Source organism: Runella sp. R5_40 (assembly GCF_057652295.1).
In genome coordinates this window covers 928,488-949,572 of the sequence record NZ_JBYFCH010000001.1, presented here as the reverse complement: position 1 = coordinate 949,572, position 21,085 = coordinate 928,488, and the positions used below count along the sequence as shown (strand labels likewise).

Genomic DNA, 21,085 nt, shown 5'->3' with positions numbered 1-21,085 from the left:
TCATGCTGCTGTAATCAAAATCTTTGTGTTTTCTTCGCGATTAGCAGCAAAAGCTAATGAAGCTAAAATGTCATCTTGGGTAAGTTGTGGGAAATCTTCAATGATTTCTTCGTGAGTCATTCCACTAGCTAACCAGCCCAAAATGTCCCAAACAGCAATGCGAGTACCTTTGATGCAGGGCTTGCCAAACCGAATTTCGGGATTGATACTAAGCCGTTCTTGAATATTTTTCATCTTAATTTTGAGGTTACAGAATTAAATTTTGTTTTTAACTCAATCGACGGATTGATAGGTAGTAGGATAAGACTATTAGTTTTCATAAGTCATCAAGACTGTAAACAATGTGAGTCCCTACTACCATTTTGTTGAGTACCTTGGACAGTTCATTAGGCATCGAGCCTGTTTTTAAGATTGATAAGTTCTTCAACGACTTCCGTCATCACTATAAAATGATTACCACAATGAGTACTCATTACATTGGCATAGACATTGCCAAAGACACGTTCGAGGTTTACTTTCCCTCACAGGCTTGCCAAAGTTTAAGCAATGATTCATCGGGCTGGCAGGCTTTATTGCCACTACTAGGAGCTAATTCACATTGCATCTTAGAGTATACTGGCGTTTACTCATTAGGATTAGCCACGTTTTTGTATGATAACCAAGTTGCATTGTCGGTACTAAATCCACTGACGACCAAGCACTTTGCAGCCATGCAACTAACGCGTGCTAAGACCGACAAAGCCGATGCTAAACTTTTGAGCGAGTATGGTCAACTTAACAATCCTCCTCTTTGGAGGCCACAAGCGGAACATATCCAGCAGATTAGGCAACTTTATGCTTTGTTGAGTCAATACCAAAAACAGTATCATGCTCTCAATAATTTTGCGCATCAACAGACCAAACAGGTCGTTAAAGCCAAGTTAGTCAATCAGAGCCTAGAACTGATGATGCTGCAGCTTGAAGACCAAATCACTCAAATTGAAGCTGAACTCAAAACGTTAATTGAGAAACATCATGGCGATTTGTTTGACCGTCTACAATCTATTCCTGGTATCGGGCCAGCCACAGCTATGTTACTTATTAGCATGACACAAGCTTTTGAGTATTTTGATTCTGCTAAACAACTTATTGCTTATGTAGGACTTGCTCCAAAAATCGTCCGTTCTGGTAAATCGGTTCATCGAAAAGCTTCCATTTGTAAAATGGGAACAGCTCGACTTAGACGCGGACTTTACATTGCTACTTGGTCAGCGATTCGATTTAACCAGCCCGCAAAAGACCTTTATAATAGGCTTAAATCAAAGGGAAAAGCTTCTAAAGTTGCTCTCATTGCCGTGGCCAACAAGTTGATCAAACAGGCTTTTGCTATCGCCAAGTCAGGTCAAAAATTTGACCCCTTGCTCGCTAAAACAAAATAATATTTTACGTTTTATTTGAATTTTAATACAGTGCATTGTTTTTCTCTTTTTCTTTCCAAATATACACTTTTCTCGTTTTACGAATTACAAAATAGCCGAGACACTGCGCAGTGCCTCGGCTTGGTATGATGTGAGTGAAAGTAAGACCTAAAAAGAAATGGTATTGACCGTCGCTGAACTCGAAGTGGTAGTGGTTGACTTGAGCGTAGCTCCTGTGTTCGAGTACGCTCCACCTGTGTATAAGCCCCATCCCGACGAGTTGCCTACGTAGCTTCCGCCCGTGTACGTTCCGCCGAAGTAGATTTTATACTGACCTCCTTTGGTTAAACTTGGATTTGAAAAATGGAAATAAGCCGAGGCCGTTTTGGGCTTAAACGTCAACAAGTCTTTCCCAGAGGCATCTTCAATATGAATCAGAGAGGTAGTGGCTACAGACGCACTTGATTTGATAAACATTCCAACTTGGGTAGAGGCCGTTCCCATGGCTTTGGTCATGTTACTAGCTGGTTCGGCTCCAATCAAAAAGCCTCCATTGACCAAAAAGTTTCCATTGACGTCGATGTCCTCATTTCCGTTTGCAATAACCGTTCCGCCTGAAATAGTGAAGTTGCCATTACTGTCAATGGCGTCGGAACCTGTCACAATCACAATCCCGCCGCTTACCGTCAATTGGCTGTTGTCGTTCGACTCGGTTCCGCCCGAAACGGTGCCGTACGAGGTATTTAAGCCATCATTGGTTGCGGTTAAGTTAACAACTCCGCCTGCAATTTTAATAATAATGGATTCCATGGCTTCGTACGATTTAGTAACGTTTACCGTGCCATCATTGATGGTAATCGACGTTTCTGACTTTAAGCCATCGTCGGTAGCGGCAATGTTGAGTTCACCATTGTTCATCACAAAAGCACCGTCGCTCTTAAAACCTTTGGCTTCGCTGGTATTGGCCGTGTTATAGGTATATTTTGTACCAGTAGCAGAAATAGTGGTGGTACCTCCGCTGATGGTTGCTGTTCCGTCAACGCTGATGCCTTTGGCACCCGTTCCTGTGCTGGTGACGGTTAACGTTCCGCCTTTGATGGCGAGGTTTTTGTCGCAGTTAATTCCCGCTGGGGCGGCAATGTCGGCGTCGGCTGTGTCGTAATAAGCTGCTCCAGAGGTGGTTATTTTAACCGTGCCCGAAGTAATGGTGCAATCGCCGCCCGTTTTGATTCCTTTAGAACCTTTGCCCGAAACCGTAAGTGTAACCGCATCGGTTGTGCCAATTGTTGTGTAACTTTCGCTTTTGATGGCGTTGCCTTTATCGCCCGTTGTTGTGACCGTGATTTTACCTCCTTTTATCAATACATAAGGCGTAACAGTGGCATCAGTACCTTCGTAAGAGGCGGCAATTCCGTCGTTGACACTATTGATGGTGACCACCCCGCCGTTGATAGCAATGTAGCCTTCTTCGGCTTCGATACCGTTACTCGTTGCGGCAGTTACAGTAACACTTCCGTTGTCCATCGCAAAATAATCGTTCGCGTGAATACCGTCACTAGCCGCCGATTTGATGACGATATTGGCTTCGCTGACGTAAATGTAGTCGTCGGATACAATGGCGTGTTTGTTATTACCCGTCACGTTCAGCGTACCTGTTCCCATAAAACTCAATTGCCCTTCTCCGAAAAGTGTTCCTTTTTGGTCTTCTGAGCTGGTGGCATAGGTGGTGCCATCGACAAGGGTGTTGGTTCCGATGACAATGATGGTTGCTTTTTTGCTCGACTGGCTATTGATGGCAGGGCCTGCGCTGTTGGTAATGCTAACGCCTTTGAGGGTGATGTTGAATTTGTATTCGCTGTAAATCTTAAAGCTGCCTTTGGTGGCAGTACCCGATAAGAGATACACGATTTCTTTGGACGTATTGGTTGACTTTACGGTGACATCGGCCCCGCTGGTAGTCACAGTTACGCCGTCGTTTTGGAAGGCATTGCTAACGGAAGCGCTGGTTCCTGAATAAACGATGACGACGGTATCTTTGGCGGTAGAGGCGGTGCTTGAAGCACTGATAGTTACCGAAACCGTGCAGGTTTGTCCGCCCAAACTCAAGTTAAAAACGGCTGTGCCTGTTGAAGTAGGCGTTCCCGCAATGTTATAGACCAGCGTTCCCGAGCCATTCGCCAATGTACCTGCCGCCAAAGTAGCCGTAAGCCCTTCTACGCCCGTCGATGAAGCGGTGGAAACATCATAAGCACCGCCATTTCCGCCCGTGTAGGTGATGGTCACCGTACCCGTGTATGCTACGCCGTTGGTTCCTGTGGTAGGATTTACGGTCCCCGTAAGTGTGGTTACACTTGCCTTAGAGGCAGTGACAGGCAATGCCAAGGCACAGGTTTGTCCGCCTAAATCAATTGAAAAGTTGGCAGTTCCAGCCGAGGCAGGGGTGCCCGTAATCACAAAACTGGCGGTGCCGTTTCCATCAGCTAAAGTACCTGCCGACAAGGTAGCAGTTAATCCCGTCACGCCTGTAGAAGCAATGGCCGTTCCTTCAGCGTAGGAGGCGCCGTTTCCTCCAGTATAGGGAACGCTTGCCGTGGCAGTAAATGAAGCTCCGCTCGTAGCAGAAGCCGAGAAAGTAACATTAGAGCAGTTTAAGGCGCTGATTTTAGCAGATTCTGCGGCCGTAATTTCTTTGTCTTTACATGCTTGGACAATCAAAATAAATGCTAGAGCAAGCCCTGCTAATAAAAAACGTTTTTGATTCATGGTATCAGATTATAAAAAGAGTATTGGTGTATCAATGTGTGTACTTTTGAGATTTACGTACCTTTTTGCGTTTGCGTTGCAGTTGGAGGCTGTTCCTTGGGGAATAAAACACAAAAAAGCCGAGACCATTGCGGGCCTCGGCTGGAAATGAAAGTCACTTGATTAGTTCTCGTCGGGAGAAATGTAGCGAGCAGGCCGCCACGTATTGTTACGAGGGTTGACGTCAGGAGTTTTGGAGTCTGGGTCAATCGTGACCGATTTAAGCGGCCCTTTGGTCGGGGCTTTAAATGTCCAGGAACCACTGCGTTGAAATACCTCAACGGGGAGTTGAATTCGCGTTTTTTTACCGTTCGTTTCTTCCAATTCTACGACGGCAGGTAAGGCCCACTGTTCTAAGTTTTCAATCGTAATGATGGAACCTTTGGCGGGAGTTTGTTCTACGTATTGTACTTCTTTGACGGCTTGGTCGAGTTTGTAGTTTTCGTAAAACCATCCTTTCCAAAACCAACCCAAATCTTCGCCTGTGCCATCTTCCATGCTGCGGAAAAAGTCGTAAGGGGTAGGGTGTTTAAAAGCCCAACGTTTTACGTACTGTTTAAAAGCATAATCGAAACGGTCGCGGCCTACTACCACTTCCCGCAGAATCTTGAGGCCAATCGCAGGTTTATAGTAGGCATCCCAACCAAGATTGGTCGTTTTGATAACGTCTGGAATGGTAATGATAGGATCTGCACCGTCGCGGAAAAGCGTAGGGGCAATGTTCTGGATATCGTCCAAACGGTCTTGGTTGTACTCGCCGTCGTTGAACGCTTCGGTCGAAAGCATGTTGATAAAGGTGTTGAAACCTTCGTCCATCCACGCAAATTTACGCTCGTTGTTTCCCACAATCATCGGAAACCAAGTATGTCCAAATTCGTGGTCGGTAACGCCCCAAAGCGATTCTTTTTTGTCGTTGTGGACGCAAAAAACAATGCCAGGGTATTCCATCCCACCCACAATTCCTGCCACGTTACTGGCAACGGGGTAGGGGTATTCGAGCAAATATTTTGAATAAAATTCTAAACAGCCTTTTACGTATTCTGTGGAGCGTCCCCAACTGTCATTGCCCGCACTTTCGACAGGGTACACCGACTGCGCCAAAGCAGGTTTACCGCTGGGAAGGTTCATTTTGGCGGCATCCCATACAAACGACTGCGAAGTAGCCCAGGCTACGTCGCGGGCGTTAGTACAACGGAAGCGCCACGTGAGCATGCCTTCTTGTTTGGGGCGAGAGTTTTTGTCTTTTACTTCTTTTTCGGTGCGAATCATCACCGTTTTGTCGCTTTTACGGGCTTCTTCAAGGCGTTTGAGTTGTTCGGTCGTGAGTACTTCGGTAGGGTTAAGCAGCTCACCCGAACCTACCACAATGTGGTTCCAAGGTACAGTGACGCTGTATTCGTAATCGCCGTAATCCAAGTAAAACTCCCCTGCACCGAGGTAAGGCAATACATTCCAGCCCTCAATGTCATCAAAAACGCACATACGCGGATACCACTGCGCCATTTCGTAAACTATGCCGTTGCGCGTGTCGAGTTTTCCCATGCGGTCGGAGGCATACGACGGAATTTTAAACGAATACGTGACTTTGACTTTGATAACGTCGCCACCCGACTTGAGCGGCTCGGCTAGGCGAATCTGCATACGGGTATCATCGACAATGTACTCGGCAGGTGCCGCTTTGCCTTTTCCTTGCTGGACGGTCACGGTGCTAACCACGTAGCCGCCTTCAAACCCCGAATTGCCATAACGCCCACCACTGAGCGGCGTTGTTTTGCCGCTGCGAGAGTTATCGTTGAAGGCGTTTTGGTCGAGTTGGAGCCAGAGGAAAGGGAGTGTTTCGGGGCTGTTGTTGGTGTACGTAATTTCTACTTCTCCGCTGACTTGATTAGTGCCCTCATCGAGGGTAGCTGCAATTTTATAGTCGGCACGATTTTGCCAATAACGAGGCCCTGGAGCACCGCTTCCTGTTCGAAACTCATTGGCAGGTTGGTAGTTAAACAATGGGTTAAATAATACGTGTGGATCGTATTTGGAGGTCGTGGGTTGGGCGTGGCTCAACGTGGCAAGACCAATTAAAAATAAAAGACAGAGTTGTCGAAACATTTTAGTGAAATTTGCAGAAAAACGAAGGTAAAACAGAATTGTTGTAAAACGTAACAAAGACAATTAGAATCGCCAATTTTGGGCGTATTTTCCCCCAATTTGGGGTAAAAGAAAAAAATAAGAACGAATGGCATTACAAAAAATACCCGTCAATTTGATTACAGGTTTTTTGGGCGTAGGCAAAACGACAACGCTCCAAAATATCCTCAAACGCAAACCCGCCGATGAACGCTGGGCGGTGATTATCAATGAATTTGGGGCGGTTTCCATTGACCACACGCCTTTTGCGGGTGCGGACGAAAATGGACTAGTAGTGAAAGAGGTTGCGGGGGGCTGCATTTGTTGCTCCGCCAATCTGCCTATGCAAATGACCCTGACGCTGGTGCTACGCCAAATCAAGCCGCATCGGATTTTGATTGAGCCCACGGGAATGGGGCATCCAGAGGCCATTTTGGACATGCTTCGCGGAAAGTTTTTGAAAGACGTCCTTGATATTCGAGCGACGGTGTGCTTGGTGGATCCTCGGCAGTGGGACAAAGAAGAATACCGCGAACATGAGACGTTCATTGACCAAATTACGCTTTCCGATGTGTTGATTGCCAACAAAATAGACCTCGCAGGGGAAGAATTGACGCGTGAGTTTTTGGGCTGGGCCAAAGAACTGTTTCCGCCGAAGATTCTAATTGGAGCGGTCGCACAGGGCGATGTTGACCCTAATTGGTTGAATATCGAGCCTTTTCCCAATCGCAAAGCGTTGCACCCCAATGCCCATGAGCACGAACATCACCACCATCATCATCACGATGAAGCACACGACTTGCCGATTCCTGAAGTGGGCAAGCCGTTGATGAAAGAAAGCCACGGTTTAGGAAGATACAGCTGCGGTTGGGTATTCTCGCCCGATGAGGTCTTTGATTTGCAAAAGTTAAAAGCTTGGGTGACTTCCCTTAAACATGTCGAACGAGTAAAAGGAGCGTTTCGGACGGGCGTCGATTGGGTCTTGATTAATTCAGTTCGAGGCGAGTTTTCGATTGAGTACCTTGCTTACCGCCGCGACAGCCGCGTGGAGTGCATCGGAGGTAACCCGCTTCCGTGGAAGACCTTGGAAGAAGGTTTGAAAGGTTGTTTGTTGGAACAAAAATAACCCAACATGAAAAAAAACGTTGGGATAGCGATGGGTTTGAGCGCCATGGTGTACTTGACGTACGCGATGGTGCAGCCCACGTATTCCTACGAACTGTTGGATAGGCGTTTTGACGCCCATAAATACGCGGAAAGCTATCGGTATTTTCGAGGTCTTACGCCTGATTATCTCTCTTTTTTTCCGTTCAATACCCGAATTTTGAGCCCGTGGTTGGCAGCGCATTTTCCCTTCCATGACCTAAAAATGGATTTTGTCGGCCTCAATGGTCTGTTTGTGGTGCTGACTGTGGGGCTACTGACGTTGATTTGGCAACGACTACATCTTCGCCTTTCAGTGATTGGACTGGGATTGTTTTGGCTACTTTTTCATTGGAAAGGACTGGTGCGCATGTACCTGCCCGACCCCGTAACGGCAGATGTGGGAAGCTATTTTTGGTTAACGCTCTTGCTGTTTTTTGGGGTTGTAGAAAATAAAAAATGGCTTTTTATAGTGCTTGTGGCCGCTTTAGGAACGCTACAAAAGGAGTCTTTTATTGCCGTCATTGGCTGTATGGCTTTGTGGAATGGGGTGAATAGCTTTGTTTTCAACCAGTCAAAACGCCCTTTTTTTATTGCATTATTAGCCCTATTGGTGGCCTTGTTGGCACATTCCATAGCTTCACATTTTTTCCCACCTCCCACGTCCGATTGGCGAAATAACTCCCTAGTAACATTGCTTCGGGTGGCAAAAAGATACTTGGTAGAGCCAGAATTATTAGCACGGATTCCCATAAGCTGGTTATTGGCCTTTGGAACGTTGTGGCTATCTGCCTCACCCAATAAGCGTTTTATTTCTCTCCCCTGGAAGGAGAAAAGCGTTCAAAATCCCCCTCTCCTGCAAGGAGAGGGGGACTCAGGGGGTGAGGGGAGTGCCTATTTACAATTCCAGGTGGTTTTGTGGCTGTTTCTCAGCGTGTTTGGAGGCGGAGATACGAGTCGAATTTTATTTAACGGAATGCCGTTTGTGTTGACATTTTTGCTGGTACGATTAAATCAGCAGCCTACTTGGGTTATTGGCTATGTGCTATTTACGTCGCTGCCGTTGATGCATTTGTACGAATTAGAGCCCGATTTAGGTCGATTTCCTGCCCAAACACATCGCTGGTGCGTAGAGTGCTGGACTGTCAGCGAAAGTTGGGGCTACGCGGTGTATGCTTTGGCGGTCTTAGCGGGTTATTATTACCTTTTGCGACATTTTAACGTCATTGGCGGTCGTAAAACGCAGGACATACAAGCCCGCAGGTAATTTGCTGGTATCCATTGGGAGCTCGGTAGTGGCTTGTGGAACAACGAGGCTGCGGATGAATTGTCCACTGATGGAAAACAACTCAAGCGTTCCTTTTTCGAGAACTTGAGCGTAAAGAAAGTTGGAAGTAGGATTTGGATACACGATAAACTCCAGCTCGTTGCCAGTGGGAGTGCCCTTGGGAGAGTTGTTTTTCAAAAAGCGAATCCCACCCGTATTGCTGCCAATAAGGAGTTCAGGCAGTTGGTCGCCGTTGATATCACCTACCGCAGGGAACAGCCCCACGCCAATGCGGATAAATTCAGATTTATTGCTAAATGCGTTGAAAATGAGGTTGCTGTCGCTTTTAAACGTAGTCAGTGTGGTAAAGTTTTGGTAAACACGCAAGCGTCCCAGCAAATCCCCCATGATAAGTTCGGGTTTTTGGTCAGCATTGAGGTCGGCTACGACCATTCCTTGGGCTCGGCGTTCAAAATCAACGTCAATTCCGCCAAAAGCTTCACTTTTAAGTTCGTAGATGGGGGATGCTGTACTTCCCACATTTTGATGAAACTCCACATTTCCCGAATTTTTACTCACCAGTACGTCTAGTTTTCCGTCCTTATCAATGTCATAGTAGAGCAAGTTTTCGCCGTTGGTAAAGTTTTTAGGAAGCGGCATTTTGGTGATTCGACTCGTATCTAGCCGCATTGCTTGTCCGCGCGGGGCGAGATTAGGCAGGTAGCGAATGTCCATTCCTCTAAAAGTATTGGCCCAAAAGCCCAAATCAGTAGTGCCATCGCCGTTCAAATCCGCAAAAAAAGGTTTGACATTCACCAAACTCACGTTTTCTTTTTTAAAAAGCTGGGCGCTCAACCCGAGAAAGTCTTCATTGATAAATTCAAAGGCTGCTTGGGTGGCGTTACCTGTATTTCGGAAAAACGCAATGCCTGCCCGATAGCCATCGGTGGCGCGTAAACCACCGTAACCCGCAACTAAATCTAAGTCACCATCGCCATCAATATCCGCCAAGGCAGGGGTGGCGTTTTCCCCCAAATCAATCATCCCATCTTGGAGAAAATCCATTTGACGATAGGTAAACTTAGGGTTGGTAGTGGTTCCTTCGTTTTTATACAACCAATTGGATTGCCGCAAATTGAGCAACGGATTGGTAGCAATGTCAGTACTGCTGGGGCTGGCAATCAAGTCCTTTTGGCCATCGCCGTCGATGTCTTCTAAATAAGGAGAAGGAAAAACGGGGAAATTGATGGGGGTGATGGAAGGGAAGGAAGCTTGAGCACTGCCAATCAGTGCCGCCATTCCGTTTCCACCTACGTTGGTCAGCATCACTACGTTGTCACAAGCAACGTGGCCGTGCAGGACGTCTTTTTTGCCGTCGCCGTTGAGGTCGCCGACCCAAAGGGTGTTTCCTGCGTGGGCAATGCGCGCGTTGGAGGGGGTTTGAAGCGCAACGTCGATAGGTGGAAGATTAAAAAGATATTGGTCACAAAAGGAAGTGGCGCTGAAGCGTCCCCAATTGTTGGTGGTTTTCTTAAAAATGAACGGAGTTGTACTTTTTTGCTCTTTGCTAAAATTTTGATGAAGTTCGACCGAAGTCCCCGTAAAATCGAAAGTCAGAATGTCAATGTCTCCGTCGTCGTCGATGTCGGCAATCGCGGGTAAGTCGGTGGAAGGAACGTATAAGTTGATATTTCCTGAAAAGCCTTGCGTAAGAATGGGGTCAGCAATTAGTGACCACGAAAAGCCGTTGGAGGTAGCTACATTTCTAAAAACCCGAATACCGCCGTTGGTGCTGGTAAACAGGTCTTTGCGGCCATCTTGGTCAAAATCAACCAGCAACATCCAATGAAGCATGTCCGCTGGGAAGCGCGTTTCGTACTCAGGGGCGTGTTTCCATTGCAATCCAGTGGCTTGCGGTACGGCCAAAAAAGTATTGACGGAATGGCTCGAACGTTCAAAAACAACCAAATCCTCGACTCCATCGTCGTTGAGGTACATCTTAGAAAACTGAGCATTGTTGAGCCCACCCGCCCAAGGGTTAAGAAGCTTTTTCCCCTGCATTGTCACGGGAATGGCATTGTCCCACTGAAAAGAAAACGACTGAGCCAATGCCGAGAAAGTCGTGCATACACCTAAAATAATTCCCACCAAACCGCGACAAGCGCAGAAATGGACGAGTGGTGTGGTGAAATTTGGTAGCAGAAGCTTCATTCGTTGTTCAATTTTTCTTTAGCAAAATCGTTACACAACAAAAAACGTTTTTATGGCCCAAAAAGTGTTACCTAGACTCCTACTCAACGGACTTTTCATTCATTTTGTTTGGGGTTTGTCAACGGCATTGGCGCAGCCAAAGTACCATAATCTAGTGCTTGAAGGGGGCGGGATTCGCGGCGTGGCGTATTGTGGAGCGTTGCAAGAATTGGAACAAAGAGGGATGTTGCACCATATTCGTCGCATTGGCGGAACGTCAGCGGGTGCCATTCAAGCGTCGTTGCTGTCAGTAGGGTATTCGGCAGCAGAATTGACGGACTTGGTTTCCGAGATGAAAGTGGAGTCGTTCAACGACGGTCAATACATTTTTGTGGGAGGGGCTCAGCGATTGGTGGAGCGTTTTGGCTGGTACCGAGGCGATGCGTTTCGACGCTGGATGGGTGAAAAGATTGAGATTAGAACGGGTAATTCAGGGTTGACTTTTGGGGAACTGCATGAACTCGCCAAACGCGATAGTTGCCTCAAAGATTTGTACGTAACGGTGACCAACCTCACGCAGCAAAAACCAATGGTGTTGTCGTACGAAAACTTTCCCAACCTCGCGATTGCGGATGCGGTACGGGCATCCATGTCGATTCCTTTGTATTACTGTGCGGTGTTTATGGATAGTACGGGGCGTTTTTATTCGCGCCCTCCGCGCACGGTTCCCGCCGACGTGCTGGTGGACGGCGGGTTGTTGCTCAATTATCCGATTGGTTTGTTTGACCAAAACCGCTTTTTGAGTCAACCGCAGCCCCAATTGTCGCCCGATGCCTACGTTTTTAACCACGAAACCCTCGGTTTGCGCCTCGAAAGTGCCGAGCAAATCAAGGCCGACGCCCAGAACTTCGGGTTAGCACCTTACCCCATTCGCAGTTTCAAAACCTACATGGGGGCGTTTTATAACCTCGTTTCGGAAGCTGCCAATCGAGCCAGTTTTCGCCCTGAAGATTTAAAACGAACGATTTCGATTGATTTTCAGAGCATTGGCGTTAAAGTCCGAAAGCTATCTTTGTTGGAAAAAAATACGTTGATTGAAAGTGGGAAAAAAGGTGTTTGCGATTTTTGTAAACCCACCACCACGACCTCAGAGAATTGACATCAACTCGTTCAAATGCTGCACATCGTAGGTGGGTGTTTGCTCAAATTTTAGGCTTTTGGGGTTGTAAAAAGCAGCATCGATGCCAAAACGAAGCGCTCCCATAATGTCAGCTTCCCAGTTGTCGCCAATCATCAAACTTTCTTCCGAGCGGGCGTTGGCGGAGCGCAGTGCAAACTCAAAAATCTGAGCATCAGGCTTTTTAGCCCCTGCTTTTTCATTGGTAATGACGTGCTCAAAATACTGCTGAATGCCCGAACTGGCCATTTTGGAGGCTTGAATCGAATCAAAACCGTTGGTGACGATGTGGAGTTGGTAGTTTTTGTTGGCACAATAATCCAGTAATTCCACGGCGCCATCGAGCAAATGAGCTTTTTGGGGTAAAAGCCGCAAGTATTCTTCTCCCATGTCTTTTCCAACAGCGAGGTTATCGACGTTGAGCGCTTCAAAAACCAATCGAAAACGATTTTCACGAATAAAACCGTGGGCAATGTGGCCACGGTCGAAATCGGCCCAAAGTTGCGTATTGATTTCAATAAAGGTTTTGACAAAATCGCCAAGCGATAAAATACCGTGGTTATGCAGTTCAAACGTATGGTAAATTTCAGAAAGAGATTCGGCCGAATTACGCTCAAAATCCCATAAAGTGTGGTCGAGGTCGAAAAAAAGGTGTTTGTAAGCAGGCATTGTGGACAGCTAGGTTGCTATTTTTTCCAAAAATACGAAAATCGACGTTACTTTGTTTTATGAACACTTCACTCATTCTTTCCGACATTTACATTTATCCCGTCAAATCATTGGGTGCAATTCGGGTTTCGCAGGCCGAAGTCGAAGAGCGGGGGATACGCTTTGATCGCCGTTGGGTGGTGATTGATGACACCAATCGCTTTGTGACCCAGCGCCAACATCCGACCATGGCGCTAATTGAGGTAACCTTGACCGACCATGGCTTGGAACTTCGGCACCGTACGCGCGATTTGGGCGCGTTGACCGTACCTGCACTTCCTGAAACCTTCGATTTGGTACCTGTGACCGTTTGGGACGATACCATCGAAGCCGTAGTAGTCAACGATGCCTGTAACCGTTGGCTGACGGAGGCGTTGGGCTTTTCGGTGCGTTTAATGTATTTGCCTGATACTTCGCCGCGTTTGGCTGATCCAGATTACGCCCCTTTCGACGTCAACGTAAGCTTTGCCGATGGCTTTCCTTTTTTGTTGATTGGCCAATCTTCGTTAGATGATTTAAACACTCGACTGCCCGACGCAGTTTCTATGGTACGCTTTCGCCCCAACTTTGTTTTTGAAGGAGGCGAACCTTACGACGAAGACCAATGGTACGAGTTTACGATAGGAGGAATCCGCTTCTACGGCGTAAAACCTTGTGCCCGCTGTATTCTGACCACGGTTGACCCAGAAAAAGGGGAGATTTCGGGCAAAGAACCTTTGCGTACGTTGTCCACTTATCGAAAAAGAAACAATAAGATTTTCTTTGGCCAAAACGTCGTCACGCAAGAATCGGGTCGTATTAAAGTAGGAGATGAGGTCGTGGTCGTTAGTCGGAAGGTGCGTTATACAATGAGTGAAGGAATTTAACCAACGGATGGGACGTCCGTACCACAAATGAAAACAGCAGCGGTCATTGGCGCAGGAATTGCAGGGATTGCCACCAGCATTCGGCTGGCCAATAAAGGATATGAGGTACACGTTTTTGAGGCCAATACCTATCCAGGAGGTAAACTTTCGAGTTTTGAGTTAAACGGTTATCGTTTCGACGCGGGGCCGTCGTTGTTTACCATGCCGCAGTTGGTCGATGAGCTTTTTCGTTTGTCGGGAAAAGACCCTAAAGCCTATTTTGATTATATTCGACTAGAAGAAGTGTGTCGGTATTTTTGGGACGATGGGGTTCGACTAACGGCCCATGCCGACCAGCAAAAGTTTGCGCAAGCGCTCGAACAAACGCTAGGAGTACCCGCCCAAGACGTGTTGGAACACTTGGACGACAGCGCCCTAAAATACGATGTTACCGAGAAGCTGTTTTTACACCGCTCGTTGCATAAATTGGGGACGTATTTTAACCGAGATGCGCTCAAAGGTTACGCAAATTTGCACCGTTTAGACGCTTTTACCACCATGAACCGCGCCAACGAGCGGCGGTTTTCTAATCCACGGGTGGTACAATTGTTCAACCGCTACGCTACCTACAACGGTTCTAATCCCTACGAAACTCCCGCGACGATGAACATCATCCCGCATTTGGAGTACAACATTGGGGCATTTTTTCCAAAAAAAGGAATGGTGGACATCACCGATAGTTTGGTGAAATTAGCGCAGGACTTGGGCGTGACGTTTCATTTTGGAACGAAAGTAACCAACATTTTAACGGAAGACAATCAGGTAAAAGGGTTACAGCTAACTAATAACGGAAAAGTAGAAGAGCGAACCTTCGATGTCGTCGTCTCTAACATGGATGTAGTGAATACTTTTCGAAAATTACTACCCAATGCCCGCCAACCTGAACGTATCTTGCGTCAACCCAAATCAAGTTCGGCCTTGATTTTTTATTGGGGGGTAAAAAAGCAATTTAACGAACTAGAGCTTCACAACATCTTCTTTTCCAACGATTACCGTACGGAATTTGAGCATTTATTTCAAAAGAAAACCATTTATTCTGACCCGACCGTTTACATCAATATTACTTCCAAATATAAACCTGACGACGCGCCAGCGGGAGGTGAAAACTGGTTTGTAATGGTCAATGCCCCCAATAACGAAGGACAGGATTGGGACGCTCTTATTGCCCAAACGCGGGAGGCAATTGTGCAGAAATTAAGCCATAATTTAGGTGTTAACTTAGCTGAATTGATTGTGTGTGAGGCGGTTTTAGATCCGCGCACCATCGAATCTAAGACGTCAAGTTCGCAGGGAGCACTGTATGGCAATAGCTCCAACAATCGCTTTGCGGCGTTTCTTCGTCACGCCAATTTTTCCCGTCAGTTCAAAAACCTTTACTTTGTAGGAGGAAGCGTACACCCTGGAGGCGGAATTCCGCTGGCAATTTTGTCGGCTAAAATTGCAACCGCCGAGCTTTGATAAAGTTCGGGTAAAGGGTATTTTAGGCGCGATTTTTGCAATAAATCCTTGAATCTGATACCCTTTTGAAAAAATAAGTTGAACAGGAAGAAACGTGTGTTTGGGCAGACTACCTTGTGGGCCGTGATGGGGGTTTTGGTAGTGGGAGCAAGTTTTGCGCAACAGGTGCCACATTATTCGCAGTATTTACAAAATCATTTTCTCATCAACCCTGCCGTAGCTGGAATCGAAAGCTATGCCGATGCCCGAGTGGGCTATCGACAGCAGTGGGGCGGCCTCGAAGATGCGCCTCGAACGTTTTATTTGACGGCTCACCTGCCTTTGGGCAATCCTGATTTTAGCGTAGAACCCGCTTCGTCTCCCCGTTTTCGTTTTGGGCGAGAAAGGTATTCGTCGCAGCCCGATGCGCACGCAGGGGCAGGGCTGACGGTGGTGCGCGACCAAACTGGGCCGTGGACACGGTTTTCGATGGGCGCAACGGGCGCCTATCATTATCCAATAAATGAAGAGTGGCAGGTAAGCGCAGGGCTAACGGCAGGGCTAAGTCAGCATACGCTTGATTTTGACCAAATCCGTTTGGCAAATCCACAAGACCCTTTGGTGTCATCGGGAAAACTATCCGTCATTCGTCCCGACCTAAACGCGGGTGTTTGGGTGTATTCGACCGATTTCTTTGGTGGGTTTTCGGTAAACCAACTTTGGCCTTCAACGCTCTCCTTTAAAAACAGTAGCAGCAATTGGCAAGGCAAGGTCGTGCCACACTTTTTTCTGACGGCTGGGTATCGTTTACCGTTGGTGGAAGATTGGGATTTTACCCCTTCTATTTTGCTAAAAAAAGCACCTAGTGCGCCGCTATCTTGGGATTTGAATTTAAAAATAAGCTATTCTTCCGATTGGTGGTTTGGGACGTCCTACCGCCAATTAGAGTCTTTTGCGGCCTTTTTTGGGGCAAAAGTAGCGCAGCAACTAAGGGTTAATTATACCTACGAATACCCCATTTCTACGCTACAAGTGGCTACGAGAGGGTCGCACGAAATTACGCTGGGAGTCACGCTTGGCCCACGAAGTCACTATACTTCTTCGCGCACTTTTTGGTAATAGAATCACTCTTTTCGGTAAAAATCTTGGAGGCGTTTGCGCAGCCGCGATGCCAGTGACTTGCTCATGTCTCGGAAAAAATCAGTATCCGAAGGCGGAAAAAGGTTTTTGGAAGTAGTCAGCACTTTGCCGTTCAAGGCCCGGGTGTCTCCGCTAAACTCATGCCATTCGTCGGCCCAATCTGCCCAATCGTTGATATGATCAGAATGAAGCGGGCGCTCGGTGTCCAAATCAATGATTTTGAACTCTAACCGACAACTCGCTGACAACTCCCGACGGTGCGTAGTGAGGCTTCCTTTTACCTTTTCCATCACGTCCACCTCGGTGGTATCATTGATTTTTTTGGTACCCACTTTGTACGTTTGGTTACTTTCAACGGTCGTACAACTCGACGACAAAGTTTCGCTTTGGGAGCTGTATTTGGTAAAACTAAGTTGAATCAAATGGTGAGGCAGAATGCTGTCGTAACGAGCAATGGCAGGAGGGTAAAAGCGGACTAATTCGTGCGGTTGGCGAGTATCAAATAGCGCATCTGCTAGTTTTTCCTCCAAATACCTGTAGTCATTCTTGGAAAGTGAATGCACGTCTTTAAAAGGCTCAATCACCACCCGCAGCGTAGCATATTCTTTGGCCAACGGCAGCAATTTATCCACGTCTTTGTACGACGACCGCAGTTGTTTCACTTTTGTAAAATGCTCAAAAGCTTCTTTGCACGCTTGGCGGTTGCCTCGGTATTTCAACGCAAGAACACCTGCTTCGTAGCGTTCGGCGGCGGCGAGGTCGCGTACCTGTTCTATACTTTCGGTGTAAGGGCGAGGCAGGGGCTGAATCAGCGAACGACAAGCCGTACACTTCGAAAACTGTTGAAAGTTTTGTTGTAAACGCTGGTATTGGTACAAGACGTCTTCCCATTTAAAGGGTTGATTGTTCCTGATTTGTAACTGTATGTTGTCTTGATGAATCCGTTCCTGTGCTTGGTAGGCAGCGATGAAGACCTTCGCTGCTTTGGTATGCGAAGGCCGTTTGGTCAGGCGGTACGACGATTGCTTAATGGCAAGGTCGAGCCTTCCTTTTTTAAGAGCTGTTTCGCCCGTCGCGCATCGGACAAAAAGCGAAGCAATTACTAGCAAAAGTAAAGAGGGGGCTTTCATAACTATTCATGGCTTATTAGTTCAAAAATAACGAAATTTTTGGAGGTCTGTCAACCATTCATCCCAAAAGGTTGTTTGTAATGGAAGTTGACACTCAAAAAACTTTTTTGTTTTGTATGAAAGCCGCTATTCTTCCAGAAATCAAACAAACCGTTACGGTACAAGAAGTCGAAAAACCAAGCGCGGGCACGGGTGAAGTGCTGGTGCAAATCAAAGCCGCCGCCCTCAATCACCGCGACGTTTTTATTCAACAAGGTCTTTATCCTGGGATTAAACTCCCCGCCGTTTTAGGCTCCGACGGTGCAGGTACGGTGGTAGAAGTAGGAGAAGGAGTTTCGGAAGAATGGCTAGGGAAAGATGTGATTATTAACCCGTCGCACAATTGGGGGGAAAATCCTGCTTTTTACAGCAAAAGCTTTAAAATTTTGGGAATGCCCGACCACGGAACGTTTGCCGAATACCTGAAAGTTGAAGCAAAATACCTTGCCACAAAGCCTACCCATTTGTCGTACGAAGCCGCAGCGGCCGTGCCATTGGCAGGTTTGACGGGCTGGCGGGCGCTCATGTCGCGCGCAGGTATGAAAGCAGGCGATCGTGTGCTGGTGACTGGTATCGGTGGCGGAGTAGCGCTGTTTGTGCTTCAGTTTGCAGTAGCGGCGGGAGCTGAGGTATGGGTAACGTCTGGTTCGGACGAAAAAATTGCCAAGGCAGTTGCGTTGGGAGCCAAAGGCGGCGTGAATTACAAAGATGCCAACTGGGCCAAAAACCTAATCGCCGCCACGGGGGGCGACCGTAGTGGGTATTTCAACGTCATCATCGACAGTGCAGGCGGGGCAAGTTTTGCCAAATTGATAGATGTGGCCACGGCAGGAGCAAGTATTTGTTTTTTTGGCGGAACTACGGGGAACATTACCGACATCGTGCCTGGGAAGGTATTTTTCAAACAACTCAATATATATGGGTCAACAATGGGGACGGAGGCGGAATTTGCCGATATGATTCACTTCTTAGCCGCGCACAAAATTGAGCCTATTGTGGATCAAGTGTTTGCCTTAGAAGAGATTGAAACCGCCTTACAACACATGGATAGTGGTGCCCAATTTGGGAAGATTGTCCTGAAAGTTGGATGATTGCCCTGAAAGCCAGTAACTTTGCAGAAAATAAGACAGTTTGGCTCATCGCAATGGCCAAACTGTCGTCTTTATAACATGATAGAAACAACAACCATAAAAAAGCAAGATATTCGTAAACTGTCGGTAGCACAGTTGAAAGACTGGTTAGCGGCCCACGGGGAACAAGGTTTTCGTGCTAAACAAATTGCCGAATGGCTGTGGAAAAAATCTGCCACGTCGTTTGACCAAATGAGTAACCTCTCGCTCAAAACGAGGGAGTTATTGGATACCCATTTTGAAATAAAGTCCATCGCAACGGCCAAATCCCAAAAAAGCTCGGACGGAACCATCAAGTCGGCCTTCCGACTGCATGATAGCCATCTAATTGAAGGGGTCTTGATTCCTGCCGACGACCGTATGACGGCCTGTGTGTCGAGCCAAGTAGGGTGTTCGCTGACGTGTAAGTTTTGTGCGACGGGCTACATGGATCGTAAACGTAACCTCGACGCGGCTGAAATGTACGACCAAGTGGTGGCTATCGACCGCCAAGCCAAGGAAAACTACGGAATTCCTTTGTCGAACATTGTGTATATGGGAATGGGTGAACCCCTGCTCAATTATGCCAATGTAATCGAATCAGTGGAAAAAATCACTTCGCCCGATGGATTGGGAATGTCGCCCAAACGAATTACGGTTTCTACGGCGGGTATCGCCAAAATGATTACCAAACTAGGTGACGATGGTGTAAAGTTTAACTTGGCATTGTCGCTTCACGCGGCCAACGATGAAAAGCGCAACAAAATCATGCCTATCAATGAGTCGAATTCGTTGAAAAATTTGGCGGAGGCGTTGCAGCATTTTTACCGTAAAACCCAAAATCGCATTACGTTTGAATACATTGTGTTTCACAATTTCAACGATACGATTCAGGATGCCAGAGAATTGTGGGAGTTCACCAAAAAAGTGCCTTCAAAAGTAAACATCATCGAATACAACCCCATTGCCGAAGCCGATTTTAAAAACACGGGGGTCGATAAGCTGACGCAGTTTGCTAAGTTTTTGGAAGACAAAGGGGTAGTAGTCAACGTACGCCGCAGCCGAGGTAAAGACATTGATGCCGCCTGTGGGCAATTGGCTAATCGCGAAAAATCGGAACAAGAATAAAATTTGATGTTTATATTGCTTCGGAGAAGCGTAACCTTTGTAGCCGTTCATAAAGTTCGAGTCCTCTTGCTTCGGAGAAGCATAACTCGTTGGCGTTTGTTATGCTTCTCCGAAGCAAAAATTTAAAAAAACTCCTGCTGCTACTACAAATGTTGCGCCTCTACCGAGGCTACATTGTATTACTCAAAAACTTTTGATTAGCTACTTAACTATGCTTTAGCACTTACACTTTCAAAAAGACTTTCTTCTTATAAAGGAAGTACAAAACGAGCCACTCGACTACGACAAATCCGATGTGATAAAATACTTTCTGGAAGGGTTCCGAGAAATACTTGACGATTCCTACAAACAAGTGCTCCGAAGTATAATGAAAATCGAAGAAACTATCGCTCATATATATAAGGATGGAGTTCATACCAATAACGGCTAGTACCCACGCCCAGCGGTTCCAGTTTTGAACGTCAATAATCCAGTAAAAAATGGACAATAAAACGAGGCTCCAGCCACCTACAAACAACACAAAGGAGCTCGTCCAAAGGTTTTTATTGATGGGAAAAACGTAATCCCAAAGTTTTCCTAGCACTAAAAATACGATGCCTACCACAAACAAATAAAGCGTTTTTTGTTGGCGGCTCGTAGAGCGTTCATCGGCGTGGAGTAAATTTCCCGCAAAAATCCCCAATAATCCCGTAGCAATGGCAGGGAAGGTAGAAAACAAACCTTCGGGGTCGTGGATGCCCTTGTGCAAATGCCCTGGAATAATTAAATGATCAAGATAACTCACAGGGTTACACTCCATCGTCATGTGGCCTGCTCCGCAACCTGGCACTGGCACAAGCATCACAAAGGCCCAATAGCCCAGCAACAGCGAAACAAACCAGATGTATTGCGCTTTTGTGCTGAAATAAAGGTAAATGATTTGGGCAAACATCCCTGCCAAACCAATCCGAGCCAAAACACTTGGGAAGCGCATTTCGGACAAGGGTTTAATCTCTAATCCATTGTTATAAATAATGCCCAGCAAAACGAGCGTGAGTCCGCGTTGGATGATTTTGCGAAGCAACTGTGAGCGGTCGGCACCTTGCTCCATACGGCGGCCAAGTGAAAAAGGGGTTGAAACACCCGCCAAAAACAAGAACAAAGGGAAAATAAGGTCATACGCTCGAAAGCCGTTCCATTCGGGGTGTGAGAGCTGTTCGGCCATTAAGATGGCTCCCGTCCAGCCAGTGGCTTCGGCCAGCGAATGAAAAATGTTTTCGCCTCCCGCAATCCAGAACATATCAAAGCCTCGCAAGGCATCGAGCGACAGTAACCGTTTGGGGCGAGAATCGGTAGAAGGTGAGTTCATAGGGTGTAGTTAGATAGTTCGGGTTTTAGAAAGGTACGCTCACA

Annotated in this window: 17 protein-coding genes; 10 read left to right on the top strand and 7 right to left on the bottom strand. The window is 46.9% G+C overall.

The features are described from left to right. Complete coding sequence (locus AC23N5_RS04115; RefSeq protein ID WP_487754562.1) at nucleotides 1-234, bottom strand: DUF433 domain-containing protein; 234 nt, start codon at nucleotides 232-234, stop codon at nucleotides 1-3. A 140-nt stretch (nucleotides 235-374) separates the two neighbouring features. Here AC23N5_RS04115 and AC23N5_RS04110 point away from each other — a divergent pair, with 140 nt between their 5' ends. Further along, a complete protein-coding gene (locus AC23N5_RS04110; protein WP_487754561.1) occupies nucleotides 375-1,418 on the top strand; it encodes an IS110 family RNA-guided transposase in 1,044 nt (347 codons plus the stop codon). A 147-nt stretch (nucleotides 1,419-1,565) separates the two neighbouring features. On the opposite strand, the gene AC23N5_RS04105 is transcribed toward AC23N5_RS04110, so the two are convergent. Then, on the bottom strand, nucleotides 1,566-4,160 hold the full coding sequence (locus AC23N5_RS04105) for a carbohydrate-binding domain-containing protein (RefSeq protein WP_487754560.1): 2,595 nt from the start codon (nucleotides 4,158-4,160) through the stop codon (nucleotides 1,566-1,568). Here AC23N5_RS04105 and AC23N5_RS04100 point away from each other — a divergent pair. Continuing rightward, nucleotides 4,159-4,311 (top strand): hypothetical protein, encoded by a 153-nt coding sequence (locus AC23N5_RS04100; protein WP_487754559.1) that lies wholly within the window; start codon nucleotides 4,159-4,161, stop codon nucleotides 4,309-4,311. The two genes, AC23N5_RS04105 and AC23N5_RS04100, sit on opposite strands and share 2 nt — an antisense overlap. An 11-nt stretch (nucleotides 4,312-4,322) precedes the next feature. Here AC23N5_RS04100 and AC23N5_RS04095 read toward each other — a convergent pair whose 3' ends face one another. Beyond that, nucleotides 4,323-6,302 (bottom strand): M1 family metallopeptidase, encoded by a 1,980-nt coding sequence (locus AC23N5_RS04095; protein WP_487754558.1) that lies wholly within the window; start codon nucleotides 6,300-6,302, stop codon nucleotides 4,323-4,325. Nucleotides 6,303-6,429: 127 nt separating this feature from the next. Between AC23N5_RS04095 and AC23N5_RS04090 the strand changes: the two genes are divergently transcribed. Both AC23N5_RS04090 and AC23N5_RS04085 read left to right on the top strand, forming a co-directional pair. After that, a complete protein-coding gene (locus AC23N5_RS04090; RefSeq protein ID WP_487754557.1) occupies nucleotides 6,430-7,446 on the top strand; it encodes a CobW family GTP-binding protein in 1,017 nt (338 codons plus the stop codon). Nucleotides 7,447-7,452: 6 nt separating this feature from the next. Further along, nucleotides 7,453-8,730 (top strand): hypothetical protein, encoded by a 1,278-nt coding sequence (locus AC23N5_RS04085; protein WP_487754556.1) that lies wholly within the window; start codon nucleotides 7,453-7,455, stop codon nucleotides 8,728-8,730. On the opposite strand, the gene AC23N5_RS04080 is transcribed toward AC23N5_RS04085, so the two are convergent. Further along, the gene (locus tag AC23N5_RS04080; protein ID WP_487754555.1) at nucleotides 8,650-10,941 is read right to left on the bottom strand and encodes a T9SS type A sorting domain-containing protein; all 2,292 of its coding nucleotides are present in this window, start codon (nucleotides 10,939-10,941) and stop codon (nucleotides 8,650-8,652) included. The genes AC23N5_RS04085 and AC23N5_RS04080 overlap by 81 nt on opposite strands. 52 nt (nucleotides 10,942-10,993) lie before the next feature. Here AC23N5_RS04080 and AC23N5_RS04075 point away from each other — a divergent pair, with 52 nt between their 5' ends. Beyond that, nucleotides 10,994-12,079: a patatin-like phospholipase family protein gene (locus AC23N5_RS04075; RefSeq protein WP_487754554.1), complete on the top strand. Its 1,086-nt coding sequence runs from the start codon at nucleotides 10,994-10,996 to the stop codon at nucleotides 12,077-12,079. On the opposite strand, the gene AC23N5_RS04070 is transcribed toward AC23N5_RS04075, so the two are convergent. After that, nucleotides 12,068-12,766 (bottom strand): YjjG family noncanonical pyrimidine nucleotidase, encoded by a 699-nt coding sequence (locus AC23N5_RS04070; RefSeq protein WP_487754553.1) that lies wholly within the window; start codon nucleotides 12,764-12,766, stop codon nucleotides 12,068-12,070. The genes AC23N5_RS04075 and AC23N5_RS04070 overlap by 12 nt on opposite strands. A gap of 59 nt (nucleotides 12,767-12,825) precedes the next feature. Here AC23N5_RS04070 and AC23N5_RS04065 point away from each other — a divergent pair, with 59 nt between their 5' ends. The 3 genes from AC23N5_RS04065 (at nucleotide 12,826) to AC23N5_RS04055 (ending at nucleotide 16,266) form a co-directional block, all read left to right on the top strand. Then, nucleotides 12,826-13,671, top strand: coding sequence for an MOSC domain-containing protein (locus AC23N5_RS04065; RefSeq protein WP_487754552.1), 846 nt, complete (start codon nucleotides 12,826-12,828; stop codon nucleotides 13,669-13,671). Between the two features lie 27 nt (nucleotides 13,672-13,698). Next, nucleotides 13,699-15,168 (top strand): 1-hydroxycarotenoid 3,4-desaturase CrtD, encoded by a 1,470-nt coding sequence (gene crtD, locus AC23N5_RS04060; RefSeq protein WP_487754551.1) that lies wholly within the window; start codon nucleotides 13,699-13,701, stop codon nucleotides 15,166-15,168. Nucleotides 15,169-15,246: 78 nt separating this feature from the next. Further along, on the top strand, nucleotides 15,247-16,266 hold the full coding sequence (locus tag AC23N5_RS04055) for a PorP/SprF family type IX secretion system membrane protein (protein WP_487754550.1): 1,020 nt from the start codon (nucleotides 15,247-15,249) through the stop codon (nucleotides 16,264-16,266). Nucleotides 16,267-16,271: 5 nt separating this feature from the next. Here the strand turns inward: AC23N5_RS04055 and AC23N5_RS04050 are convergent, their stop codons facing one another. Next, nucleotides 16,272-17,417, bottom strand: coding sequence for a hypothetical protein (locus tag AC23N5_RS04050; protein ID WP_487754549.1), 1,146 nt, complete (start codon nucleotides 17,415-17,417; stop codon nucleotides 16,272-16,274). A 116-nt stretch (nucleotides 17,418-17,533) separates the two neighbouring features. On the opposite strand from AC23N5_RS04050, the gene AC23N5_RS04045 reads away from it, so the two are divergent. Together AC23N5_RS04045 and rlmN are read left to right on the top strand one after the other, a co-directional pair. Next, complete coding sequence (locus tag AC23N5_RS04045) at nucleotides 17,534-18,547, top strand: quinone oxidoreductase family protein (protein ID WP_487754548.1); 1,014 nt, start codon at nucleotides 17,534-17,536, stop codon at nucleotides 18,545-18,547. Nucleotides 18,548-18,625: 78 nt separating this feature from the next. After that, entirely contained in the window at nucleotides 18,626-19,693 is a 1,068-nt protein-coding gene (gene rlmN, locus AC23N5_RS04040) for a dual-specificity RNA methyltransferase RlmN (protein WP_487754547.1), read from the top strand. Between the two features lie 223 nt (nucleotides 19,694-19,916). On the opposite strand, the gene AC23N5_RS04035 is transcribed toward rlmN, so the two are convergent. Then, nucleotides 19,917-21,041, bottom strand: coding sequence for an acyltransferase family protein (locus tag AC23N5_RS04035; RefSeq protein ID WP_183977315.1), 1,125 nt, complete (start codon nucleotides 21,039-21,041; stop codon nucleotides 19,917-19,919). Nucleotides 21,042-21,085: the final 44 nt, after the last annotated feature.